20 protein-coding genes and 2 pseudogenes are annotated in these 18256 nt (G+C 70.9%); 5 read left to right on the top strand and 17 right to left on the bottom strand.

What is annotated here, in order from left to right:
• Positions 1-52: 52 nt before the first annotated feature.
• From ACTVZO_RS11980 to ACTVZO_RS11920, 13 genes and pseudogenes are all read right to left on the bottom strand, one after another.
• Positions 53-217: a hypothetical protein gene (locus tag ACTVZO_RS11980; protein ID WP_443298363.1), complete on the bottom strand. Its 165-nt coding sequence runs from the start codon at positions 215-217 to the stop codon at positions 53-55.
• Positions 218-314: 97 nt separating this feature from the next.
• Entirely contained in the window at positions 315-476 is a 162-nt protein-coding gene (locus tag ACTVZO_RS11975; RefSeq protein WP_443298362.1) for a hypothetical protein, read from the bottom strand.
• An 18-nt stretch (positions 477-494) separates the two neighbouring features.
• On the bottom strand, positions 495-941 hold the full coding sequence (locus ACTVZO_RS11970) for a DUF6197 family protein (RefSeq protein WP_443298361.1): 447 nt from the start codon (positions 939-941) through the stop codon (positions 495-497).
• The gene (locus tag ACTVZO_RS11965) at positions 938-3106 is read right to left on the bottom strand and encodes a hypothetical protein (protein ID WP_443298360.1); all 2169 of its coding nucleotides are present in this window, start codon (positions 3104-3106) and stop codon (positions 938-940) included. The genes ACTVZO_RS11970 and ACTVZO_RS11965 overlap by 4 nt, the downstream gene beginning before the upstream one ends.
• Positions 3107-3120: 14 nt before the next feature.
• Positions 3121-3513: a hypothetical protein gene (locus ACTVZO_RS11960; RefSeq protein ID WP_443298359.1), complete on the bottom strand. Its 393-nt coding sequence runs from the start codon at positions 3511-3513 to the stop codon at positions 3121-3123.
• Between the two features lie 16 nt (positions 3514-3529).
• Complete coding sequence (locus tag ACTVZO_RS11955) at positions 3530-4540, bottom strand: hypothetical protein (RefSeq protein WP_443298358.1); 1011 nt, start codon at positions 4538-4540, stop codon at positions 3530-3532.
• 148 nt (positions 4541-4688) lie between these two features.
• Positions 4689-4904 (bottom strand): hypothetical protein, encoded by a 216-nt coding sequence (locus ACTVZO_RS11950; protein WP_443298357.1) that lies wholly within the window; start codon positions 4902-4904, stop codon positions 4689-4691.
• A 2-nt stretch (positions 4905-4906) separates the two neighbouring features.
• On the bottom strand, positions 4907-5521 hold the full coding sequence (locus ACTVZO_RS11945) for a hypothetical protein (protein WP_443298356.1): 615 nt from the start codon (positions 5519-5521) through the stop codon (positions 4907-4909).
• 41 nt (positions 5522-5562) lie between these two features.
• Positions 5563-5901, bottom strand: a pseudogene (locus ACTVZO_RS11940) (RRQRL motif-containing zinc-binding protein); the annotation flags it as partial.
• Entirely contained in the window at positions 5901-6755 is an 855-nt protein-coding gene (locus ACTVZO_RS11935) for a hypothetical protein (RefSeq protein ID WP_443298355.1), read from the bottom strand. The gene ACTVZO_RS11935 and the pseudogene ACTVZO_RS11940, both read right to left, overlap by 1 nt.
• The gene (locus ACTVZO_RS11930; RefSeq protein WP_443298354.1) at positions 6752-7021 is read right to left on the bottom strand and encodes a hypothetical protein; all 270 of its coding nucleotides are present in this window, start codon (positions 7019-7021) and stop codon (positions 6752-6754) included. Before ACTVZO_RS11930 ends, ACTVZO_RS11935 begins: the two co-directional genes overlap by 4 nt.
• Positions 7018-7287 (bottom strand): DUF6284 family protein, encoded by a 270-nt coding sequence (locus ACTVZO_RS11925; protein ID WP_443298353.1) that lies wholly within the window; start codon positions 7285-7287, stop codon positions 7018-7020. The genes ACTVZO_RS11930 and ACTVZO_RS11925 overlap by 4 nt, the downstream gene beginning before the upstream one ends.
• A 720-nt stretch (positions 7288-8007) precedes the next feature.
• Entirely contained in the window at positions 8008-8724 is a 717-nt protein-coding gene (locus ACTVZO_RS11920; protein ID WP_443298352.1) for a GntR family transcriptional regulator, read from the bottom strand.
• Between the two features lie 52 nt (positions 8725-8776).
• Here ACTVZO_RS11920 and ACTVZO_RS11915 point away from each other — a divergent pair, with 52 nt between their 5' ends.
• From ACTVZO_RS11915 to ACTVZO_RS11900, 4 genes are all read left to right on the top strand, one after another.
• A complete protein-coding gene (locus ACTVZO_RS11915; RefSeq protein ID WP_443298351.1) occupies positions 8777-9592 on the top strand; it encodes a class I SAM-dependent methyltransferase in 816 nt (271 codons plus the stop codon).
• Positions 9593-10094: 502 nt separating this feature from the next.
• Complete coding sequence (locus ACTVZO_RS11910; protein WP_443298350.1) at positions 10095-10322, top strand: hypothetical protein; 228 nt, start codon at positions 10095-10097, stop codon at positions 10320-10322.
• A 204-nt stretch (positions 10323-10526) separates the two neighbouring features.
• Positions 10527-11222: a response regulator transcription factor gene (locus tag ACTVZO_RS11905; protein WP_443298349.1), complete on the top strand. Its 696-nt coding sequence runs from the start codon at positions 10527-10529 to the stop codon at positions 11220-11222.
• Entirely contained in the window at positions 11219-12607 is a 1389-nt protein-coding gene (locus tag ACTVZO_RS11900; RefSeq protein WP_443298348.1) for a sensor histidine kinase, read from the top strand. Before ACTVZO_RS11905 ends, ACTVZO_RS11900 begins: the two co-directional genes overlap by 4 nt.
• Before the next feature lie 27 nt (positions 12608-12634).
• Here the strand turns inward: ACTVZO_RS11900 and ACTVZO_RS11895 are convergent, their stop codons facing one another.
• A complete protein-coding gene (locus ACTVZO_RS11895) occupies positions 12635-13678 on the bottom strand; it encodes a mechanosensitive ion channel family protein (protein ID WP_443303126.1) in 1044 nt (347 codons plus the stop codon).
• Between the two features lie 57 nt (positions 13679-13735).
• Here ACTVZO_RS11895 and ACTVZO_RS11890 point away from each other — a divergent pair, with 57 nt between their 5' ends.
• Complete coding sequence (locus ACTVZO_RS11890) at positions 13736-14305, top strand: dienelactone hydrolase family protein (RefSeq protein WP_443298347.1); 570 nt, start codon at positions 13736-13738, stop codon at positions 14303-14305.
• A 41-nt stretch (positions 14306-14346) separates the two neighbouring features.
• On the opposite strand, the pseudogene ACTVZO_RS11885 reads toward ACTVZO_RS11890, so the two are convergent.
• The 3 genes and pseudogenes from ACTVZO_RS11885 to ACTVZO_RS11875 all read right to left on the bottom strand — a co-directional run.
• A pseudogene (locus ACTVZO_RS11885) lies at positions 14347-15303 on the bottom strand (serine/threonine-protein kinase); the annotation flags it as partial.
• Positions 15304-15343: 40 nt separating this feature from the next.
• Positions 15344-16294 (bottom strand): zinc metalloprotease, encoded by a 951-nt coding sequence (locus ACTVZO_RS11880; protein ID WP_443303125.1) that lies wholly within the window; start codon positions 16292-16294, stop codon positions 15344-15346.
• 224 nt (positions 16295-16518) lie between these two features.
• Positions 16519-18180: an alkaline phosphatase D family protein gene (locus tag ACTVZO_RS11875; RefSeq protein WP_443298346.1), complete on the bottom strand. Its 1662-nt coding sequence runs from the start codon at positions 18178-18180 to the stop codon at positions 16519-16521.
• Positions 18181-18256 lie beyond the last annotated feature (76 nt).

Genomic DNA, 18256 nt, shown 5'->3' with positions numbered 1-18256 from the left:
TCGTCGCGTGGGGGGTGCGGCCCGGTGACCGGTGCACCGGGCCGTCCCGTTGTCAGGCGTCGGCTTCGGCGTCGTGGCCGTCGACGGGGTGCCGCTCGTGGGCCCACCAGCCGCCGGTGGGGCAGGCGACCCAGCGGATGAGGCCCGCGCAGTGAACGCAGCGGCCGGTTTCGATGGCGGGCCGGTAGTCGTCCCCGGCCGGGAATGTGATGTACATGAGTCTCCTCAGATCTGATACACGGACTGGGAGATGAGGGCGGCCCGGCCCGGACTTCGCCGAGACGGGGCCGCCCCTTGTCGTGCTTGCGGTGCGCTCAGCTGCGGATCTGCGTGCGGACCTCGGCGGTGAGGCGGAGGATTTCGTGGGCCAGGTCGGCGATCGCCTGCAACTGCTCGTCCAGGTCCGCCGGGTTGGGCTCGGTGAAGGAGAAAGCTGGTTTGTTGTTCGGTCTGGGGTCGGTGAACGAGAACGACACGAGGTGGCTCCAGCCGGATCAGATGTTCTGGTGGTGTGCGCGCTGGATGGCTGCCTCCCACACGGCGCGTACCTGCGGGCCGGTGTGGGAGTCGTTCCAGGAGGGGATCGCCTCCCAGTGGTCGCCGTGCTGGCGGCGGGCTTCGTCCAGGAGGAGGTTCCCGGCGTCGCGGTAGGCGGTGTTGCGGGTGCCGGCGGCTGCGCGGAGGGCGCCGATGGAGCAGCGGGAGCCCTCGGGGTGGATGAGCCGGTGTTTGGCCCAGCCGTGGGTGTCGAGGAAGGCGAGGGCGTCGGTGAGGGTCTTCTCGACCGGCCCCGGCCGGTGCACGGGCGGGGCCGCGGAAACCGGCACGGGCGCGGCCAGCGATGCGGGGGCGTCGGGTTCCGGGGTGGGGTCGAGGAGCTGGAACGCGGTTGCGTACAGGTCGGGGTCGATGGGGTTGAAGCGGGTTGTGGTGCGGTTCATGTGGCCCTCCACAGTCCGTTTTCGTTGGTGACCTCGTCTCGCTTCTTCAGCTCGGTCAGGCGGGGCTTGATCTTGTTCGCGGTGGTGCCGAGCTTTCGGGCGATGATCTCGGCGGTCATGGGGATGGATGCCTCTCGCAGGAGTTCGAGGATGCGCGGCTTGATCAGTTCCTGTCCGTCCGAAGCGGGTGCGGGGTTGGCAGGGTCGTTCTGGGCTGGCTGCTGGGGCAGTGCGGATGCTCCGTGCTGGGCTTTGGTGAGGAGGTCGGCGAGGCTGCCGATCAGGTTTCTGCCGCGCTGGTCGACCATCGGGGTCTGCGTGATCGCGTCCGCGTGCTGCCAGGCTTCGCAGTCCTCCATGGCGACGGCGGGCTGGTTTCCGGCGAGGGTGGCGGGCGGGACGTCGAGGTAGAGGGAGCGGAACTGGACGGCCTGGGATCCGGGGGTGAGGAGGTAGCCCAGGCCGAAGGTGGCGTCCTCGGGCTTGGCGACGGCGGTGGTGTCCAGGCCGGACATGTCGCGGTCGGCGACTTTCCGGGCCTGGCCGGGCCAGGAGTCGGGGATCAGCGACAGGTCGATCCCCTCCGCCCCCTGGACCGCGTTCGCGCCGACCAGGGAGCCCTGGCCCTTGGCGCAGCGCAGGAAGACGGCGCCGCCGCCGATCAGGAGCTGTGAGCGGATGATGGAGGAGTTGCCGAGGTCTTCGGCGAGTGGGGTCTGGGTGGCCAGGACCATGCCGATGCCGCGTTTGAGGGAGCGGCGGGTCATCTGCTCGACGATCGCCTTGGCCTCTGCGTGGTAGGGGGAGGAGGTGGCCAGCAGCATGTGGGCTTCGTCGATGACGGTCAGGACCAGGGGGTCGGTGAAGGGGAAGGACGGGGAGCGGTAGCGGCTCTCGCGGTCGAGCATCAGCGCGTAGGCCAGGCGCAGGGCGCCCATCGCTTCGTCCAGGCCGTCGCCGCAGTGAGCGGCCAGGGGTGCTCCGGCGATGGTGCCGGCCTGCGGGGAGGAGAGGATGACCGCGATCCGGGACTGGTGGGCGGAGAGGAGGATCTGTTCCAGTACTCCGGATTTTCCGGAGCGGGATCCGCCGACGAGGTAGAGGTGGCGGGCGCCGGAGCCGGGCTGGGCGAGGGGGACGAGGGCGGCACTGGCGTCGATGTAGGTGCCCAGGCGGACGTATCCGCGGGAGTCGATCGCCAGCTCGTCGACGACGGCGGAGAGCATCGTGCCGTGCATGAGCGTGTGCTCCTTCATCACACGCACGCCCATCTGCGTGGGCTTGTCGGTGGCGGCCAGGGCAACCTGGATGCTCGAAAGGTCGAGGTTCCCGGCCAGGTCCTGGATGTTGACGGTTCCGATGGCCTTGCGGTCGCGGGTGGCGATGCCTTCCCAGTCCAGGGGGCCGTCGTAGCGGGTGAGGGTCAGGCGGGTGCCGGGCATCGCTCCGTCGGGGATGGCGACGTGCGCGGCCCACAACTCCTCGGGCGTCGTCGGCACGCCGGCCGCGATCTCCGGCACCGCCGACGGCTTCTTGAGGTGGACGGTGACCGGAAGCGCGTTCGGGGCGTAGTGCTTCGGGTCGCCCAGCTCCACCTGCGAGACAGGGATCCGGTAGACGGAGGCGATGTCGGCGGCCTTCACCCTCACCTGCTGGCCCTGAGGCACCGTGATGACCCCGGCGAACGACACGTGCTCGTCCCCGACGTCCAGGGCGAGGTGCGCGAGCATGGCCCCGGGCTGGATGAGCTTGCGGCCCTCGGTCTGGGTCGGGCCGGAGATGAACTCCGCCCACCAGGCTGTGATCACCTGCACCTGCGAGGACTGCCCCGCCCCCGCCGCAGCCAGCGTGGCGGTCAGCACTGCGGGTTCGCCGCCGGTGTTGCGGTAGTGGGCCAGGGCCGCGGCCCCGGCCGGTACGGCGAGGCCGAGGGCGAACAGAGGGTCCATGCCGGAGGTGAGGATCTGGTGGGCGGCGATGCCGCAGCCGCTGGCCGTGATCCCACAGGCGATCAGGGACCGCAGGGCGGGGGCGGAAGCACTGATGGCCCACGCCCCCGCCCCGGCCGCCGCAGCGGCGAGAGCGGACCACGGGCCGACCGCGAGCGCCCCCACGGCGAGAGCGGCGGGCGCGTACTGGATGAACTGTGCTCGAGTCGGCCCCATGGCCCTGCTCCTTCCTACTGCTGGGTGTAGAAGGCGGCTTCGGCCATCTCGACCGGCGAGGTCTCCACCGCGTCGGCGATGCCCCCGTGCTCGGACTCGACGGTCGTCTTGGCGTCGTCGGCGGCCGCGGCCGCGCTGTCCGCCGCCGCCGTATAGGCACCGGCCGCTTCCTTCGCGCCGGTCATGGTCAGCGCCGCGTCGGCGAACTCGGCGGTGGTGGCCGCGTCCACGGCCAGCGCCTTCATCGTCTCGGCAGCGTCCTGCATCTGCTCCGCCGTCTCGTCGACATCGGCGGCGACCTTGGTGACGGTCTCGCCGTGCGCGTGAACCTGATGGGTGAGCCAGGCCAGCTTCGTCCGCAGCGCCGCGTACGTCGCGGCGTCCTTCAGAGTCTCGGTGACAGACATCCGTACTGCTCCTCGTCTATCGGGCGTTGTAGAAGTCGCGTTCGGCGGGCTTGGTCAGCGGCGAGTCCGCCACGGCACGGAAGATGCCGCCGTGGCGGACTTCGGCGTTCGCCGACGCGGTCCGGCACGCCTCCTCACCGCCCTGGATCTGGTCATGAAGCTTCTGAGCGGCGGCAGCCTGGAGGTCGAGCTGCTCCTTCAGGTGCTCGCATTTGCCGATCAGGTTCGCGCCGACGCCCTTCTCAGTGATCTCGGCGATCAGCTCGTCGCAGTCCGCGGCCAGCTGCGTCGACTCGTCCACCAGCTCCAACGCGGTCTCGGAGCTGGACTGGCACAGGGTCGCGGCGCCCTCGGCGAGATCGATGACCTGCGTGAGGGTCATGACCTCACCGCCGCTGTAGGTACGGGACTTCCCCGCAGCGGTCGTGACGTGGACGCCCTCGGCATCGACAGTCGCGGTGTGCGGGATGGGCGGGTTGGGCTGCATCGCGGGGTCCTTCCTGATCTGCTCGGGGATCGTGACAACGGGCGGGCGAGGGATAGTGCCGGACGGCGGGATCGTTGGCTCCGCAGCAGGCGGGGGAGGCGCGTCGGCCGACGCGGGGTGCGCTTCGGTCGGCGGCGACGGAGGCGGTGCCGGGGGCTTCGGCGGCGTCGTCGGGGGCGTGGAGGGTGCCGGCGGGGTGGTCGGCTTCGGCGGCACCGTTGCCCCGGCGGCAGGCGAAGAGGGCCCCGGCGGCGTTGCGGCGGAAGCCGAACCGGAAGGCGCAACGCCCGGCTTCTTGAGATAGGCGGAGCGCCATCCGTCACGCAGTCCCCCGGCCCAATGAGCGCCCGCCAGCAGCCCGTAATGGGCTTTCGCGGCAGCGTTGTAGGGGGCGTTTCGGAAGGTGTCCGGTGCCCGGGTCGGCTGCCATGTGGATTTCGGTTTGGGCGGGGGCTTCTTGATGCCCGCCTGTTCGTACTTGCCGTGGGTGTTGTCCACGCCGACGAGATAGGTGATGGCGAGCAGGATGAGGAGTTCCACGACCCTCCTTCCGTGACACTGTGTAGTTGTCAGCGGTTACCGGTTACCGGTTACAGGCCCTGCGGACGCCGGTTCGGGCCGCCCAGAAGGGTTCTGGGGCGGAGTCTGGGGGCTGTAACCGGTAACCGGTAACCGGCGCAGGGTCGACTCAGCGTGATGTGCCGATGTCGTTGACGGTGTCGTTCGCGGTGTTGAAGACGGATTCGAGGGTGCTGCGGATCTCGTCGCTGAACGGCGTGTACGGGAGGAAGATCCCGGAGACGATCAGCATGATGCAGATCACCATCTGCTTTCCCTTGGTCTTCTTGAAGGTGAAGAACAGTGCCCAGCAGAACAGGGCCAGGGCGAAGAACTGGAGCGTCATTCTCAGGCACCCTTCTCGAAGGTGAATCCCTTGTTGTTCGCGGGGGCGACCGCACCGGAACCGGAGGGCGTCGAGAGCTTCTTGTAGGCGACCAGTCCGCCGCCGCCGACGAGCGCCACCCACAGCCACGGGCTCGACGTGATGCCGTCACCGGCGCCGCCGGCTTCCCCGGGCTTGGCCTTGGGGGTCTTGCCGCCGAGGGTCGGGGCGGCGCACGAAGGGATCCGCGAGACCTCATACGAGGCCGCCTTGGCCACGGCCGCCGCCCGGACCTTCATGCACTCCAGGTAGACCGCCATCTCCCGCTCGTACAGGGCCTTGGCCGCGGACTCCTCGGTCTGCGCCCGCTGCCTGTCGGCCTCCACCTCCACCAGGGTGTTCGCGGCCTGCTCCTTGGCGCGGGCGCGGTCCTGGGCGGCTTGGTCGCCCTGCATGCTGGTGACGGCCACGACCGTCCCGCACACGGCGAGGACGGCGATGGTGCCGCACACGGCGAGAGCGGCGGTGTTGCGGCGTACCCCGCCGAACTTGGCGGAGAACTTCGACGGCGTGCCGGCCTTCTCCGGGGTGGCGGGGTTCATGCGGGTGAACTCCTTGTCCCAGTCGATACCGGGCATGAGGGTTCCTCCTTCCAGTGCGTGGACGGTGCGGGTCTGACGGGCTGATCGGGCTGCGGGTAGGCGCACGGGGTGCACATGCCGAGCGAGGCCGGGATCACGTACCCGGCATCCCGGCGGCAGGACGGGCACCAGCGGCGGGCCGCGTTGGCCTTCGCGAGGGCAGCGGCCCGCCGTTCGGTCATCGGCCGGACCGGGCGGGCCCGGTCGACCCGGTAGAGGTAGGCGACCAGCGGCCCACGCCGTCGGCGGGGCCGCTCGACCTGGGCGACGACATCCTGGCCGCCGGGCCGCAGGCCCAGGGCGCGGAGCTGCCGACGGGTGGCGAGCCCGTCGGGAGCGAGCCTCCATGAGTAGACGGGGAGGTTGGCGGTGGCCATCAGGACACCGCCAGGGTGAGGACGTCGCGGGCTTGCCGGGACTCGTTGAGGCGCTGGTAGATCTTGTGGACGTAGGAGGTGGAACGGGTGGAAAGCCGGGCCGCCTCCGGCAGCGAAGTGCCCTGCACCCAGCAGGCACGGATCACGTTCGCAGCCTCCTCCGCCGACAGCCGAGCCGGTACCAACTCGTTGGAGTGGACCGGGGTGGACGGCAGGGGGAACTGGGGGTGGAACACCTGCCGGTCACCACAGATGACCAGCGGAATCGGCCGCACCGGCGCGGCCACCGGCTCCAGCGGCGCACTCAGCGGCCCGGGGCCGGTGGACGGGGTGGACGGCGTGGCGGCGGGGGTGGCTTCCACCCCTTCCACCGCAGCGTCCACCTGAGCCTGGAGCTCGGTGATTTTCGAGAGGATCTGGTGGCGGTAGTGGCTGATGGCCTCGGCCAGAACGATCAGGAGGACCGGGGGGACGGAGTGGAGCACGAGACCGGCCGGGTCCACCTCCCGGGGAATCCCGAAGGAGGATCCCGCCGGCCACAGCGACGTCCAGCAGTTCATCACCCAGGTCCCGAGACCGGCGAACCACCGCAGCACCGTCGCCCACCCCGACGGGTACAGGCCGTACTCCGACAGCCGCCCGTCGAAGATCAGGACCGTGCCGAGCGCCACCGCGACCATCGGGTCCAGCAGCCACGCGATCCACACGGACACGTGATGGTCGATGGCGAACATCGTCACGTTCGACGCGGTGAACACCAACGCCACGGACGCCACAGCCACCAGGACCCGAGTCAGCCGCGACAACAGCCCCGTCAGAGCGGCGATCTGCTCCAGCGGCGGACGCCCGCTCACCGGCCGTCCCCGTCCTCGTCCGGCTCGAACGGGGTGTAGGTGACGGGCTCTTCGGCGGTCCGGGTACGGATCGCGTCCGCAGCCATCCGCGGGTCCCTGCTGACGGTCCGGTTAACCTGCACGATGATCCGCACGGCGAGCGCCCGGCGCTCCAGCAGCCGGTGGTAGAGCCGCTCGTCCGCCTCCTCGATGGACGGCAGCGGCAGGCTCAGCGCTTCCACGATCGCTTCCAGCAGGTCGACGTGGGCTTCGGTGTGGTTGTTCATGCCGCGTCCCCCGAGACCTGCGTGCCGGTGGCGCGGTTGGCCGCGTCCCGGCGGGCGGTCAGCACCCGGTTGTGGGCCCTGCGGATCCGGCGGCCGTCGAACTCCGACGCAGGCCTGTCCAGTAGGACAATCAGCGCGTCCAGCAACTCGACCTCGGCCAGGACCACGGGCATCTCAGCCTCAATCGCATTCAGCTCCGCGTCCGACGGCTCCAGGCTGTCGGACCACGGCGTAACAACGTTCTGAAGTGCAGCGATGGACTTCATGGGTCTTGCTCCTTCTGTAGAGGAACGGGACTCAGCAGCCCTCGGCGCGGACACGCCGGGGGCTGCACTACGTTGGGGATGGAGCGGGTGTACTCGGCTCCCTGTCACCCCGCCCGTACGACGCCGAAGCGGCGGACGGGCAGAGGAGGCAGCCGACCGCGGATCTCCCGCGGCAGCGGCGTTCTGTTGTGGGACTGGGCTCACCCGGCGCCGCTCGCTCCAGAGGCGGTCCCTGTCTCTGGAGGTCATCGCGGCCCCATGTCGGCCGGGTGGTTCTTTAGAGCCGATGGCGTGTCCCCCTGTGGGGGTGTTGGGCCCGGTGTGACGCAGGCTCGTTCTCGATCGGCTGGTCTCCACTCGCTCCGGTCGGCGTGGTAGGCCGTGATACAGCGGTGGATCACTCTGTGGAGTTCTCAAACAACGACGGCTCTCCGACGGGCGCGGTAGGCCGCAAGGCCTCCCGCCGAAGCGGGACACGCCGGACGCACAAGGTGATGCGGGTGCTCCGAGCAGCCCAAAGAAGGCCCCTCGAAGTGACTTCGGCTCGCATTTCGGCGAGTCGTTGCCACGCACTAAGACTGGACCGGTGGACCGGTCCAGTCAACTCCCTTCGCCACGAGTCATGGTGATTGACCGTCAAAAATGCCTGGTCGGGACGCAGTTTTAAGGCAAGAAAAAAGCTGAACCGGTGGACCGGTCCAGCTGGCGGGAGGGGTTGGGCTACATCGGATAGCTCTCGGTGCGCTCGTATGTCCCCTCGGGAGTTACGCCCTCTTCGCACACCAGAGCGCCACCCTCGTGGTCCGTAGCCACGTGGAGTACCACCGCGACGGCAGTGGGCTGGTCCAACCGCAGGCGCTCCGCCTCGACCGGCGACGCCAGGCGAACGGTCGTTGTGTCCGATCCCTCGACAGGGAACCGACCGGTCTGCCGGCGGATGTACCGCGTCGTGCCCTCAGAGATGGGAGCCGTCTGAGCAAGCCGGGGCGCATTCCTCGCGATCGACGGCGGAAACCAGGCGGTGACGTAGCTGTGTGGCGTGCCATCCGGGTAGTGCATGAGCCGGGCTCGGAGGAGAGCCTCCTCACCCTCATCCATCCCGAGCGCCCCGGCGATGTGCGCCGGGGGGACGGTCCACTCCGGGTTGCCGATCCGCTGGAATGGCATCCCGCCCGAGACCCGTGCTGCGCCGGCGTGCCGCGCGCCAGCCGGGCGGCCCACTGGTGTCTCGACCACGATGAAGCCGGTCCCTTGGCGGGCCTCGACGATGCCGTCTGCGCGCAGGACGTCCACGGCCTTGATGGCGGTGGCGCGCGAGACCGACCACTGTTCAGCCAAGTCACGGCCGGATGGAATCGCCGTGCCGGGCGGAAACTCCCCGTTGGCGATCTGTGCCCGCAGAGACTCGGCGATCTCCTCGTATTTGAGTACAGCCATGATTCCCCTTAGGCCCTGGTGGACTGGTCCACCGGTACAGAATACTTCGGGCATGTCAACGTACGAGCTAGCACCAGAGGTCCGCACTTTCTACGAGAGCGCGATTGATGAGGGCGCGCGTCTGAGGACGTCGGCGGACGGACGCCTTGAGCTACTGCGAACCCGGGAGATCCTCCGCAGGTACTTGCCGGATGCCCCGGCTCGAGTCCTAGACGTGGGGGGCGGGACGGGGGTGCATGCAGAGTGGCTGGTTGAGGACGGGTACGACGTAGATCTGGTCGACCCGGTCCTCCGACATGTAGAGCAAGCTGCGAGGGTCTGCCGCGCGGACGTTGGGGACGCCAGGGCCCTCGCCGCGGCGTCGGATTCCTACGACGTCGTTCAGCTTCTTGGCCCGCTGTACCACCTTCCAGACGCTGCAGACCGGCGGGCGGCGCTCGCAGAGGCAGTGCGGGTTGCTCGGCCGGGCGGAGTGGTTGCTGCTGCGGCCATCAATCGGTATGCCTCGCTGTTCGAGCACGTGACATACGCCCATCTGCACACGGAGCGGCTACACACGTCCGTTTCATCCATCCTCCGGACGGCCGTGTACGACGGGAAACGGGGGTTCACTCTCGCCTTTTTCCACCGAGCTGAAGAACTGGCTGGCGAGCTGACTGCGGCGGGGCTGGAGGACGTCGTCGTCCTCGGAGTGGAGGGTCCCGCTTGGTCGGCTCTGAAGGCGGTGGAGCAGCAGTCGGGGGAAGCTCCTTCCGAAGCTCTCTTCGAGTCAGTCCTGGCGGCTGCTCGGATGGCAGAGCCCTACCCGGAGCTCCTCGCAGCCAGCTCACACCTGCTGGCGGTGGGAAGGGTTCCAGAGGTGCGCTAAGGCCATCGGAGATCAGCAGAAGTGTCCTAGGCCCGAATCTTCCGGGGCGCCGGGATCCCTGTGGGGAGGCTGCCGGGGCGGCTGGGCAACAGGGCAATTCGAGGCCCTGCGGGCCATACGTGGGCCAGAACCGCCGGATTGCGAGCCTGAGCACGGGAACGTGCAGGTCAGACAGAGATTGCCTCCGGCGTGCGGAGCGCTCTTGAAATCTGTCGTGGCGCAAGTTACCGCGGGTTCAAATCCCACGACCACCGCAGGTCGGTGGCCCCTGACCAGATAAATCGGTCAGGGGCCGCCATGCTGTGCGCTGTCCGTAAATGACGGCCGGGTCCCCGTGTTTTCCCGCTCGATCGGGCACGCCGGGGTACGGGAGATCGCCTGCTCCACCATCGGCCACGGTCCCCCGTACCCGACCACCTCTGGGTGTGGATCCCCGGACGCGCCGTCGGCCGGACCGTGCGCTCCACGTGCTGGACTGGCGCTGACGCGGCACGCTAGGGGCGTGTCGGACCAGACGGAAATCATCGTGCATCCAGTGTCCCCGAAGGGTGGTCGGAAGGTCACCGTTCATGCGCTCGGTGTGGACGTGGACCTCGGTCGCGCGCAGACGCCGAGGGACGTTGCCGAGTTTCTGCGTCGCGCCGGCCTGGAGGACGTGGACCTGAGCGAGGACGGGCCGATCACCTGGCAGGGTGGGGGTCCCGAAGTGTGGAAGCGCACCGAGGCCTGAGGGTCAGCGGTGGCACTCGGGGAGCCAATCGGGGAGCCACCCGAGGCAGCACAACTCGGATCTGCCTGGACTGTCATGGACGGTAGAGAGCCAGAAGCCTTGGGATGCGCGGGGCGTTGCGGCGCCGGTTCCTGAGGCGGCTCCTGTCCCCGACTTAAGAAGGTTCTAAGAGGTTCACACCGACGGCTTTGGCAGGCTTTGCCCATGAGCACCTTGCACAGGCATCGGATTCTGGTGGTCGACGACGAGCCCGAGGTACGGGCCGCCGTCGAGGACGGGCTGGCCGTCGAGGGGTACGAGGTGCGGGGCGCCGCGGACGGGCTGGCGGCACTGTCGGAGGTGGCGGCCTGGGAGCCCGACGCGGTCGTGCTCGACGTGATGATGCCGGTGCTCGACGGGCTCGGCGTGTGCCGGCAGCTGCGCGCCCTGGGCGACCGTACGCCCGTGCTCGTGCTCACCGCGCTGTCGTCCGTCAGCGAGCGCGTGGACGGCCTGGAGGCGGGGGCCGACGACTACCTCGTCAAACCGTTCGCCCTGGACGAGCTGGTCGCGCGGGTACGGGCGCTGCTGCGGCGGGCCGCCCCCGAGCCCCCGGACGCCGCTCCGCTCGCCTTCGCCGACCTCGCCCTGGACCCGGCGACCCGGACCGGGCGGCGGGGCGGGCGGCCGCTGGAGTTCAGCCGCACCGAGGCCGCGCTGCTGGAACTGCTCCTGCGCCACCCCGGCCAGGTGCTCCCGCGGGAGCTGATCCTGGAGCTGGTGTGGGGCCGGGACTTCGGGCCGGACTCCAACTCCCTGGCGGTGTACGTCGGCTACCTGCGCCGCAAGCTCGAGGCGGCGGGCGAGCCCCGGCTGGTCCACACGGTGCACGGGGTCGGCTACCGGCTGGACGAGGCGTGAGCGGCGCGGGCCGGCGCAGGCTCGGGGCCGCCTGGCGCAGGCGGCGGCCGCTGCGGACCCGGCTGGCGCTGGCCGTCACGGCCGCCGTGGCCCTGGTGGCGGTGGGGGTGTGCGCGGCGGCCTTCCTCGTCGTACGGTCCGCGCTGTACCGGCAGCTCGACCTCACCCTCGTGCAGTCCGCCGGGCTCGCCGCGCAGAGCGAACCGGGAGCCGCGCCGGGGGTGCTGGCCGGGCAGTGCCGCTACCTGGCGGCGCCCGCGTGTGCGCAGGTGGTGCCGGCCGACCCGGCCCAGGATCCCCGGACGCCGGGGCTGCTGCCGGTGACCCCGGCCACGCGGGAGGTGGCGGCGGGCAGCAGGAACGGGTTCTTCACCAACATCACGCTGGCCGGGTATCCGGCCCGGATGCTGACGACCGACTACGCCAAGGGCCGGGCGATCCAGGTCGCCCTGCGGGCCGACACCGTCGAGGCCGGGATCGAGAAGGCCGCGCGCCGGCTCGTCCTGACGGCGGCGGCCGGGGTGCTGCTCGCGGCGGTCCTCGGCTACTGGGTCTCCCGGACGGGCCTGGCCCCGGTCACCCGGCTGACGGCGACGGCCGAGCGGATCGCCGCCACCCGGGATCCCCGGCACCGCATCGAACTCCCACCGGGGCCTCCCGGGCGGGAGGACGAGATCACCCGGCTCGCCGGGAGCTTCAACACCATGCTGGGGGAGCTGGAGCAGTCGGTCACCGCCCAGCGGAGACTGGTCGCGGACGCCTCGCACGAGCTGCGGACCCCGCTGACGGCGCTGCGGACCAACGCGGAACTGCTGGGGCGGGCGGAGCGGCTCACACCGGAGCAGCGGGAGCGGGCGTCGGCCGCGCTGGGGCGGCAGCTGCGCGAGGTGACGGGGCTGGTGAACGACCTGATCGAGCTGGCGCGGGACGAGGAGCCGCAGCCGCTGGTGGAGGAGGTCCGGCTGGACTCGATCGTGGAGCACGGGGCCGAGGCGGCGCGGGCGCACTGGCCGGGGGTGCCGGTCCGGGTGCGGGTGCCCGAGCGGGGGGTCGTGGTGCCCGGGGTGCCGGCGCGGCTGAGCCGGCTGCTGGGGAACCTGCTGGACAACGCGGCGAAGTTCAGCCCCGCCGGGATGCCGGTGGAGGTGGAGCTGGCGGTCCTGCCGTCGGGTCCGGAGCTGACGGTGCGGGACCACGGACCGGGGATCTCGGCGCAGGACCTGCCGCACGTCTTCGACCGGTTCTACCGGGCCGATGCCGCCCGGGCCCTGCCGGGTTCGGGGCTGGGGCTGGCCATGGCCCGGCAGATCGCGCGGGCGCACGGGGCCGAGCTGGTGGCGGAGGCCGCACCGGGCGGGGGCGCGCTGTTCCGGCTGACGTTCTGAGGCACGGCCGGGCCGTCCGCGGCGGCCTCAGGCTCCGGGGCGGGGGGCGGCCTCGGAGGTGGCGATGCGGGGGAGGGCGTAGGGGTGGTGGGTGAGGAGCCAGGTGATCAGGCGCTCGCGGACCGCGCAGCGCACCGTCCAGACGTCGTCCGCGTCCTTCGCCGTGACCACCGCCCGGATCTGGACGGTGTGCGGGGTGGTGTCCGTCACCGCCAGGCTCGCGCCGCGGCCGTCCCACTCGGGGATGTCCTTCAGGATGTGCCGGAGCTGGTCCCGCATCAGTTCCACGGGGGCGCTGTGGTCCAGGTGCCAGAAGACCGTGCCGGTCATCTGCGCGCCGCCGCGCGACCAGTTCTCGTACGGCTTGCTCGTGAAGTACGAGACCGGCATCGTGATGCGGCGCTCGTCCCAGGTGCGGACGGTCAGGAAGGTGAGGGTGATCTCCTCGACCCTGCCCCATTCCTTGTCGACCACGACCGTGTCGCCGATGCGCACGGTGTCGCCGAAGGCGATCTGGAGGCCGGCGAACAGGTTGCTCAGCGAGGACTGGGCGGCGATGCCCGCCACGATGCCGAGCACCCCCGCGGAGGCCAGCATCGAGGCGCCGACCGTCCGCATCGGCGGGAACGTCAGGAGCATGGCCGCCGCGGCGACCACGACCACCACCGCGGTCACCACCCGCTGGATCAGCGTGACCTGGGTGCGGACCCGGCGGACCCGGGCGTCGTCCTCGGTGGCCGCGGCGTAGCGGGCGTAGGCGGAGTCGACGGCGGCCGTCGCGATCCTCACGGCCAGCCAGGCGGTGGAGGCGATCAGCACCAGGGTGAGGAAGCGGCCGACGCCCACGGGGTGGTCGGGGAGGATGCCCGCCTGGCGGTAGGAGCCGCGCAGCAGCGATGTGCCGAGCACCAGCTGGAAGGGCACGCGGCAGCGGCGCAGCAGGCCCCACAGGGGGGTTTCGGGATGCCGGGCGTCGGCGCGGCGGAGCAGCAGGTCCAGCACCCGGCCGGCGATCAGGGTGACGACCAGCGTGCCGCCGATGACCAGGGCGGGGCGCAGGACGGTGTCCATCTCCATGGGTATGAACGTAACCGGAAGCGGTCTGCGGAAACTGGCACGATGGTGGGTATGAACATCATGCTGTTCCATTCGACGTACGGGCTGCGGCCCGCGGTGCAGGAGGCGGCCGACCGGCTCCGCGCGGCCGGGCACCAGGTGCACGTGCCGGATCTCTTCGAGGGCCGCACCTTCGACACCGTCGAGGAGGGCATGGCCCACCGGGACGAGATCGGCCGTGACGAGCTACTCAAGCGCGCGGTGCTGGCCGCCGCCCCTTACTCCGACCAGGGTCTGGTCTACGCCGGGTTCTCCTTGGGCGGTTCCCTCGCGCAGCACCTGGCGCTGGCCGACGACAAGGCGCGCGGGCTGCTGCTCCTGCACGGCACGGCGGACCTGGAGGACGACGCCTCGGTGGACGGGCTGCCGGTGCAGCTGCACGTGGCGGACCCGGACCCCTTCGAGTCGCACGACTGGCTGACGGCCTGGTACCTGCGGATGCAGCGGGCCGGGGCCGACGTGGAGGTCCACGGCTATCCGGGCGCCGGGCACCTGTTCACCGACCCGGGTCTGGACGACTACGACGCCGAGGCCGCCGAGCAGGCCTGGAAGGTCGCGGCCGGGTTCCTCGACACGCTGTAGGGGGCGGCCCCGGAGGCCGGCGGGCGTCAGCCGCGGGGCGCCGGTTTCCGGGGCAGCGGCGGCGGCGGGCCGAAACGGCCGCGGGACGTGCCCGGCTGGGCGGGCGGGGACGGCTGGGCGGGCGGTGCCGGTGGTGGCGGCTGTGGCGGGACCCGGTCCGCGAGGGCGGGCGGGGGAGGGGCGGCCGCGCCGGCGGCTGCCGCGAGCCGGGCGTCGAGCTCCTCGGCGGCGGGCCGGGCCGCCGGATCGCGGACCAGCAGGTCCGCCAGTACGGGGCCCAGGGCGCCGGCCCGTCGGGCGGGCGGGACGGGATCGTCCAGGACGGCGGCCAGCGTGGCCAGGCCGGTGGCCCGCCGCATCGGGCTGACCCCCTCGACGCACACGTAGAGCATCACGCCGAGCGACCACAGGTCGGAGGCGGGCAGGTCCTGGCCGCGGATCCGCTCGGGCGCCAGGTACTCGGGGGTTCCGATGACGTCCCCGGTGGGTGTCAGCGAGGGGGCGTCCTGGATCGCGGCGATGCCGAAGTCGGTCAGGACGGCGGAACCGTCGGCCCGCAGCAGGACGTTGGCCGGTTTCACGTCCCGGTGACGGATCCCGGCGGCGTGGGCCGCGCGCAGTCCGGCGAGGACCTCGCGGCCGATCCGGGCCGTCTCGGCGGGTGCCAGCGGTCCCCGGTCCAGGCGCTGCTGGAGGGATCCGCCGGGCAGCAGTTCCATCACCAGCCAGGGGTGCGGGCCCTCGTCCACGACGTGGTGGACGGTGGCCACGTGGGGGTGGTTGATCCGGGCCTGGGCGCGGGCCTCGCGCAGTACGCGTGCGCGCAACCGCCGCGAGGCCTCGCCCTCCTCGTGACCGGCGGGCGGCCGGACCTCCTTGACGGCCACCTCGCGGTGCAGGACACGGTCGAGTGCTTTCCAGACCGTGCCCATGCCCCCGCTGCCGAGCTTCTCGACCAGCTCGAACCGTCCGTCGATCACGTCCCCCGGCGCGCTCATGGCGCCAGGGTAGTGCGGCGGGCCCGCCGGACGCCGTGCTTTACCCGGCCCGGTACGCCGTCCAGCTGCTCGTCATACGGGCGACCTGGCCGGCGGTGAACTGGTACATGCAGGAGTCGTACGTGTAGTCCATGAAGTTGCGGATGGGGTCCGCGCCCGGCTTGTTGGCGCAGCTGTCGCGGCCGGTCGGGCACTCGTACGCGGCGCTCTTCTCGGCGGGGGTGTCGGAGACGTAGTCGCCGTTGCCGTTACAGCCGCCCTGGAAGGTGTGGTACAGCCCCAGCCAGTGGCCGACCTCGTGGGTCGCGGTGTCGCCCTCGTTGTAGTTGGCCGCGGAGCCGCCCGGCAGCGAGCTGTCCAGGACGACCACGCCGTCCATCTTGGGGGCGGAGGCGTAGGAGGTCGGGAAGGTCGCCCAGCCCAGCAGGCCGCCGGAGAGCTTGGCGGTGTAGAAGTTGAGCGCGCCCGGGCCGCCCTTGCGCAGGGTGTTCTTCATGTTCTTCTCGGCCTGGGAGCCGGAGGCCAGGTTGTACCAGGAGGCGTTGTCCGTGTAGTCGGTGGCGGCGAGGGTGAACTGGAAGTTGGAGTTCACGTTGCCGGTGCCCTGGCCGCCGTACGCGGCGTTGAGGACGGCCAGCTGCTTGCCGACGTCCGTGGCCGTGAGCTTGCCTGCGCTGCCCGAGTGGACGACGTGGAAGTACACGGGGATGTTCGTGACGGCCTCGGCCGCGCGCAGGCTGCGCTGCGGCTGGTTCTTGAGGGCCTTGTCCAGCTTCGCCTTGAGGTCGGTGTCCATGGCCCTCGCCTGGGCCTCGGTGACCTCGTTCGGCTCGTCCGCCTGCTCCTCGTGGGCGCGCGCGACCCGGGCCGCGGCGCCTGCGGTCGTGCCGTCCTCGGCGCAGACCTCGGCGGGGGCCTTGGCTGCGGCCAGAGTGGTGGGAGCGGCGAGGGGGGTGAAGGCCAAGGTTCCGGCCAGGACCGCGGTGCCCATCAGGCGGCGGCGAAGAAGGGGGGATATGCGGGCGATTGCGCGCACGTGTGCTCCTCGCGAGTGGGGGGTGGTGGCGTGAAGGATCTTCTTCAGCTGGCGCGAAGCTTATGTGTGCATGACATATTCAGGTCAAGGTCTCGACGTAAAAGATTTGTTGCCACAAGCGCACAGAGGGCCCCTGGTGTGAACCAGGAGCCCTCCAACGCCGCAGATTTGACGGTCTGTCAGCGACTCGGCTGGTAGGACCGCTCCACCTTCTGCGTGCCGTTCAGGGTCCGGTACGAGCGGGACCACGCGGCCGTGGCGTCCTGCCGCCGCTTGTCCGACACCACGTAGTAGTCCATCTGCGAACGCTCCGCCGTCACGTCGAGCACGCCGTAGCCGTGCGCGTCCATGTCCACCCACTTCACGTGCCAGTTCGCGGCCCTGACGGCCGACTCGGCGACCAGCGAGGCGGTGTCCGCCGGCACGTGCAGGATGTCGTCCAGGTTGTCCGAGGTCACCGAGGTGACCACGAACTCGGTCGCCGCCGTGCCCGAACCGGGGTACGTGGCCATGTTGACCGGGACCTCGTTCGCCCATGCCATGTGGATGTCGCCGGTCAGGAACACCGTGTTCTTCACGCCCCGGTCCTTGAGGTGGCGCAGGAGTTCCTTCCGGTCGTCCGTGTAGCCGTCCCACTGGTCCACGTTGACCGCTATGCCGCCCTCGGGCAGGCCGAGCAGCTTGGCGAGCGGCCCCAGCAGGTGCGCGGGCAGCGATCCGAACGCCACCGGCGAGATCATCACCGAGGTGCCCACCAGCTTCCAGGTCGCGGTGGAGCCCGCGAGGCCCGCCTTCAGCCAGTCCAGCTGGGCGCGCCCGGTGATGGTGCGCTCCGGGTCGTCCACCGAACCGCTGCCGACCTTGGCCTGCTGGGAGCGGAAGGAGCGCAGGTCGAGCAGGTGCAGGTCGGCGAGGGTGCCGAAGCGCAGCCTCCGGTAGACGGTGCCCGCGACGGAGGTGCGGACGGGCATCCACTCGAAGTACGCCTGCTTGGCGGCGGCCGCGCGGGCCGCCCAGTCGCCCTCGGAGCCGGGCGTGTGGTTCTCGGCGCCGCCGGACCAGGCGTCGTTGGCGATCTCGTGGTCGTCCCAGATGGCGATGACGGGGTGCGCCCGGTGCAGGGCCTGGAGGTCGGCGTCCGTCTTGTATCTGCCGTGCCGGGTGCGGTAATCGGCCAGCGAGACGATCTCGTGCTTCGGCTCGTGCGCGCGGACGCCGTACTTGGCCTCCGGGTACCCGCCGGACTGGTACTCGTAGATGTAGTCGCCGAGGTGCAGGACCGCGTCGAGGTCGGCGCGGGCGGCCAGGTGCCGGTAGGCGGAGAAGTAGCCGGACTCCCAGTTGGCGCACGACACCACGCCGAAGCGGACCCCGGAGGTGGTCACGTCGTGGCCGGGGGTGGTCCGGGTGCGCCCGACGGGCGAGAGCGCCCCGCCGGCCGTGAACCGGTACCAGTACGCGGTCTGCGGCCGCAGACCGCGCACGTCCACCTTGACCGTGTGGTCGCCGGCGGCGCTCGCCGTGGCGGTGCCGCTCGCGACGACGCCGGCGAAGTCCTTGTCCGTGGCCACCTCCCAGCCGATCTGGACGGCCGGGCCGAGGCCGGAGCCGGGCACGGCCTCGGCGGTGGGGGTGACGCGGGTCCACAGCAGGATCCCGTCGGGCAGCGGGTCGCCGGAGGCGACGCCGTGCAGGAAGGCCGGTGCGTTCCCGGCGGCATGGGCGGCGGAGGCACCCAGGGAGCTGAGGGGGGCCAGGGCGGCGGTGGCCGCGGCAGCGAGAACGACCGTGCGACGGCGGGGGTTTGCCGCGGTCGCGGGGGAAGAGAGATGACTGGTCACGGATGATCAGATTACTGGCCGGTATGGTCACGAGGCCAGCACCGGGAATGCAACGGGCGGGCGAACTCTGGGAGTC

This window comes from Streptomyces sp. IBSNAI002, assembly GCF_052244475.1.
Classification (GTDB): Bacteria; Actinomycetota; Actinomycetes; order Streptomycetales; family Streptomycetaceae; genus Streptomyces.
The sequence above is the reverse complement of the archived record's forward strand: the minus strand, read 5'-3'. Positions and strand labels throughout refer to the sequence as shown.

Bases quoted from the DNA above. Each gene is read 5' to 3' on its own strand.
- ACTVZO_RS11930 (WP_443298354.1), bottom strand. From the start codon at position 7,021: ATGAACAACCACACCGAAGCCCACGTCGACCTGCTGGAAGCGATCGTG.
- ACTVZO_RS11965 (WP_443298360.1), bottom strand. From the start codon at position 3,106: ATGGGGCCGACTCGAGCACAGTTCATCCAGTACGCGCCCGCCGCTCTC.
- ACTVZO_RS11970 (WP_443298361.1), bottom strand. From the start codon at position 941: ATGAACCGCACCACAACCCGCTTCAACCCCATCGACCCCGACCTGTAC.
- ACTVZO_RS11950 (WP_443298357.1), bottom strand. From the start codon at position 4,904: ATGACGCTCCAGTTCTTCGCCCTGGCCCTGTTCTGCTGGGCACTGTTC.
- ACTVZO_RS11920 (WP_443298352.1), bottom strand. From the start codon at position 8,724: ATGGCTGTACTCAAATACGAGGAGATCGCCGAGTCTCTGCGGGCACAG.
- ACTVZO_RS11915 (WP_443298351.1), top strand. From the start codon at position 8,777: ATGTCAACGTACGAGCTAGCACCAGAGGTCCGCACTTTCTACGAGAGC.
- ACTVZO_RS11980 (WP_443298363.1), bottom strand. From the start codon at position 217: ATGTACATCACATTCCCGGCCGGGGACGACTACCGGCCCGCCATCGAA.
- ACTVZO_RS11905 (WP_443298349.1), top strand. From the start codon at position 10,527: ATGAGCACCTTGCACAGGCATCGGATTCTGGTGGTCGACGACGAGCCC.
- ACTVZO_RS11880 (WP_443303125.1), bottom strand. From the start codon at position 16,294: ATGGGCACCGCGGTCCTGGCCGGAACCTTGGCCTTCACCCCCCTCGCC.
- ACTVZO_RS11890 (WP_443298347.1), top strand. From the start codon at position 13,736: ATGAACATCATGCTGTTCCATTCGACGTACGGGCTGCGGCCCGCGGTG.
- ACTVZO_RS11925 (WP_443298353.1), bottom strand. From the start codon at position 7,287: ATGAAGTCCATCGCTGCACTTCAGAACGTTGTTACGCCGTGGTCCGAC.
- ACTVZO_RS11895 (WP_443303126.1), bottom strand. From the start codon at position 13,678: ATGGACACCGTCCTGCGCCCCGCCCTGGTCATCGGCGGCACGCTGGTC.
- ACTVZO_RS11960 (WP_443298359.1), bottom strand. From the start codon at position 3,513: ATGTCTGTCACCGAGACTCTGAAGGACGCCGCGACGTACGCGGCGCTG.
- ACTVZO_RS11945 (WP_443298356.1), bottom strand. From the start codon at position 5,521: ATGCCCGGTATCGACTGGGACAAGGAGTTCACCCGCATGAACCCCGCC.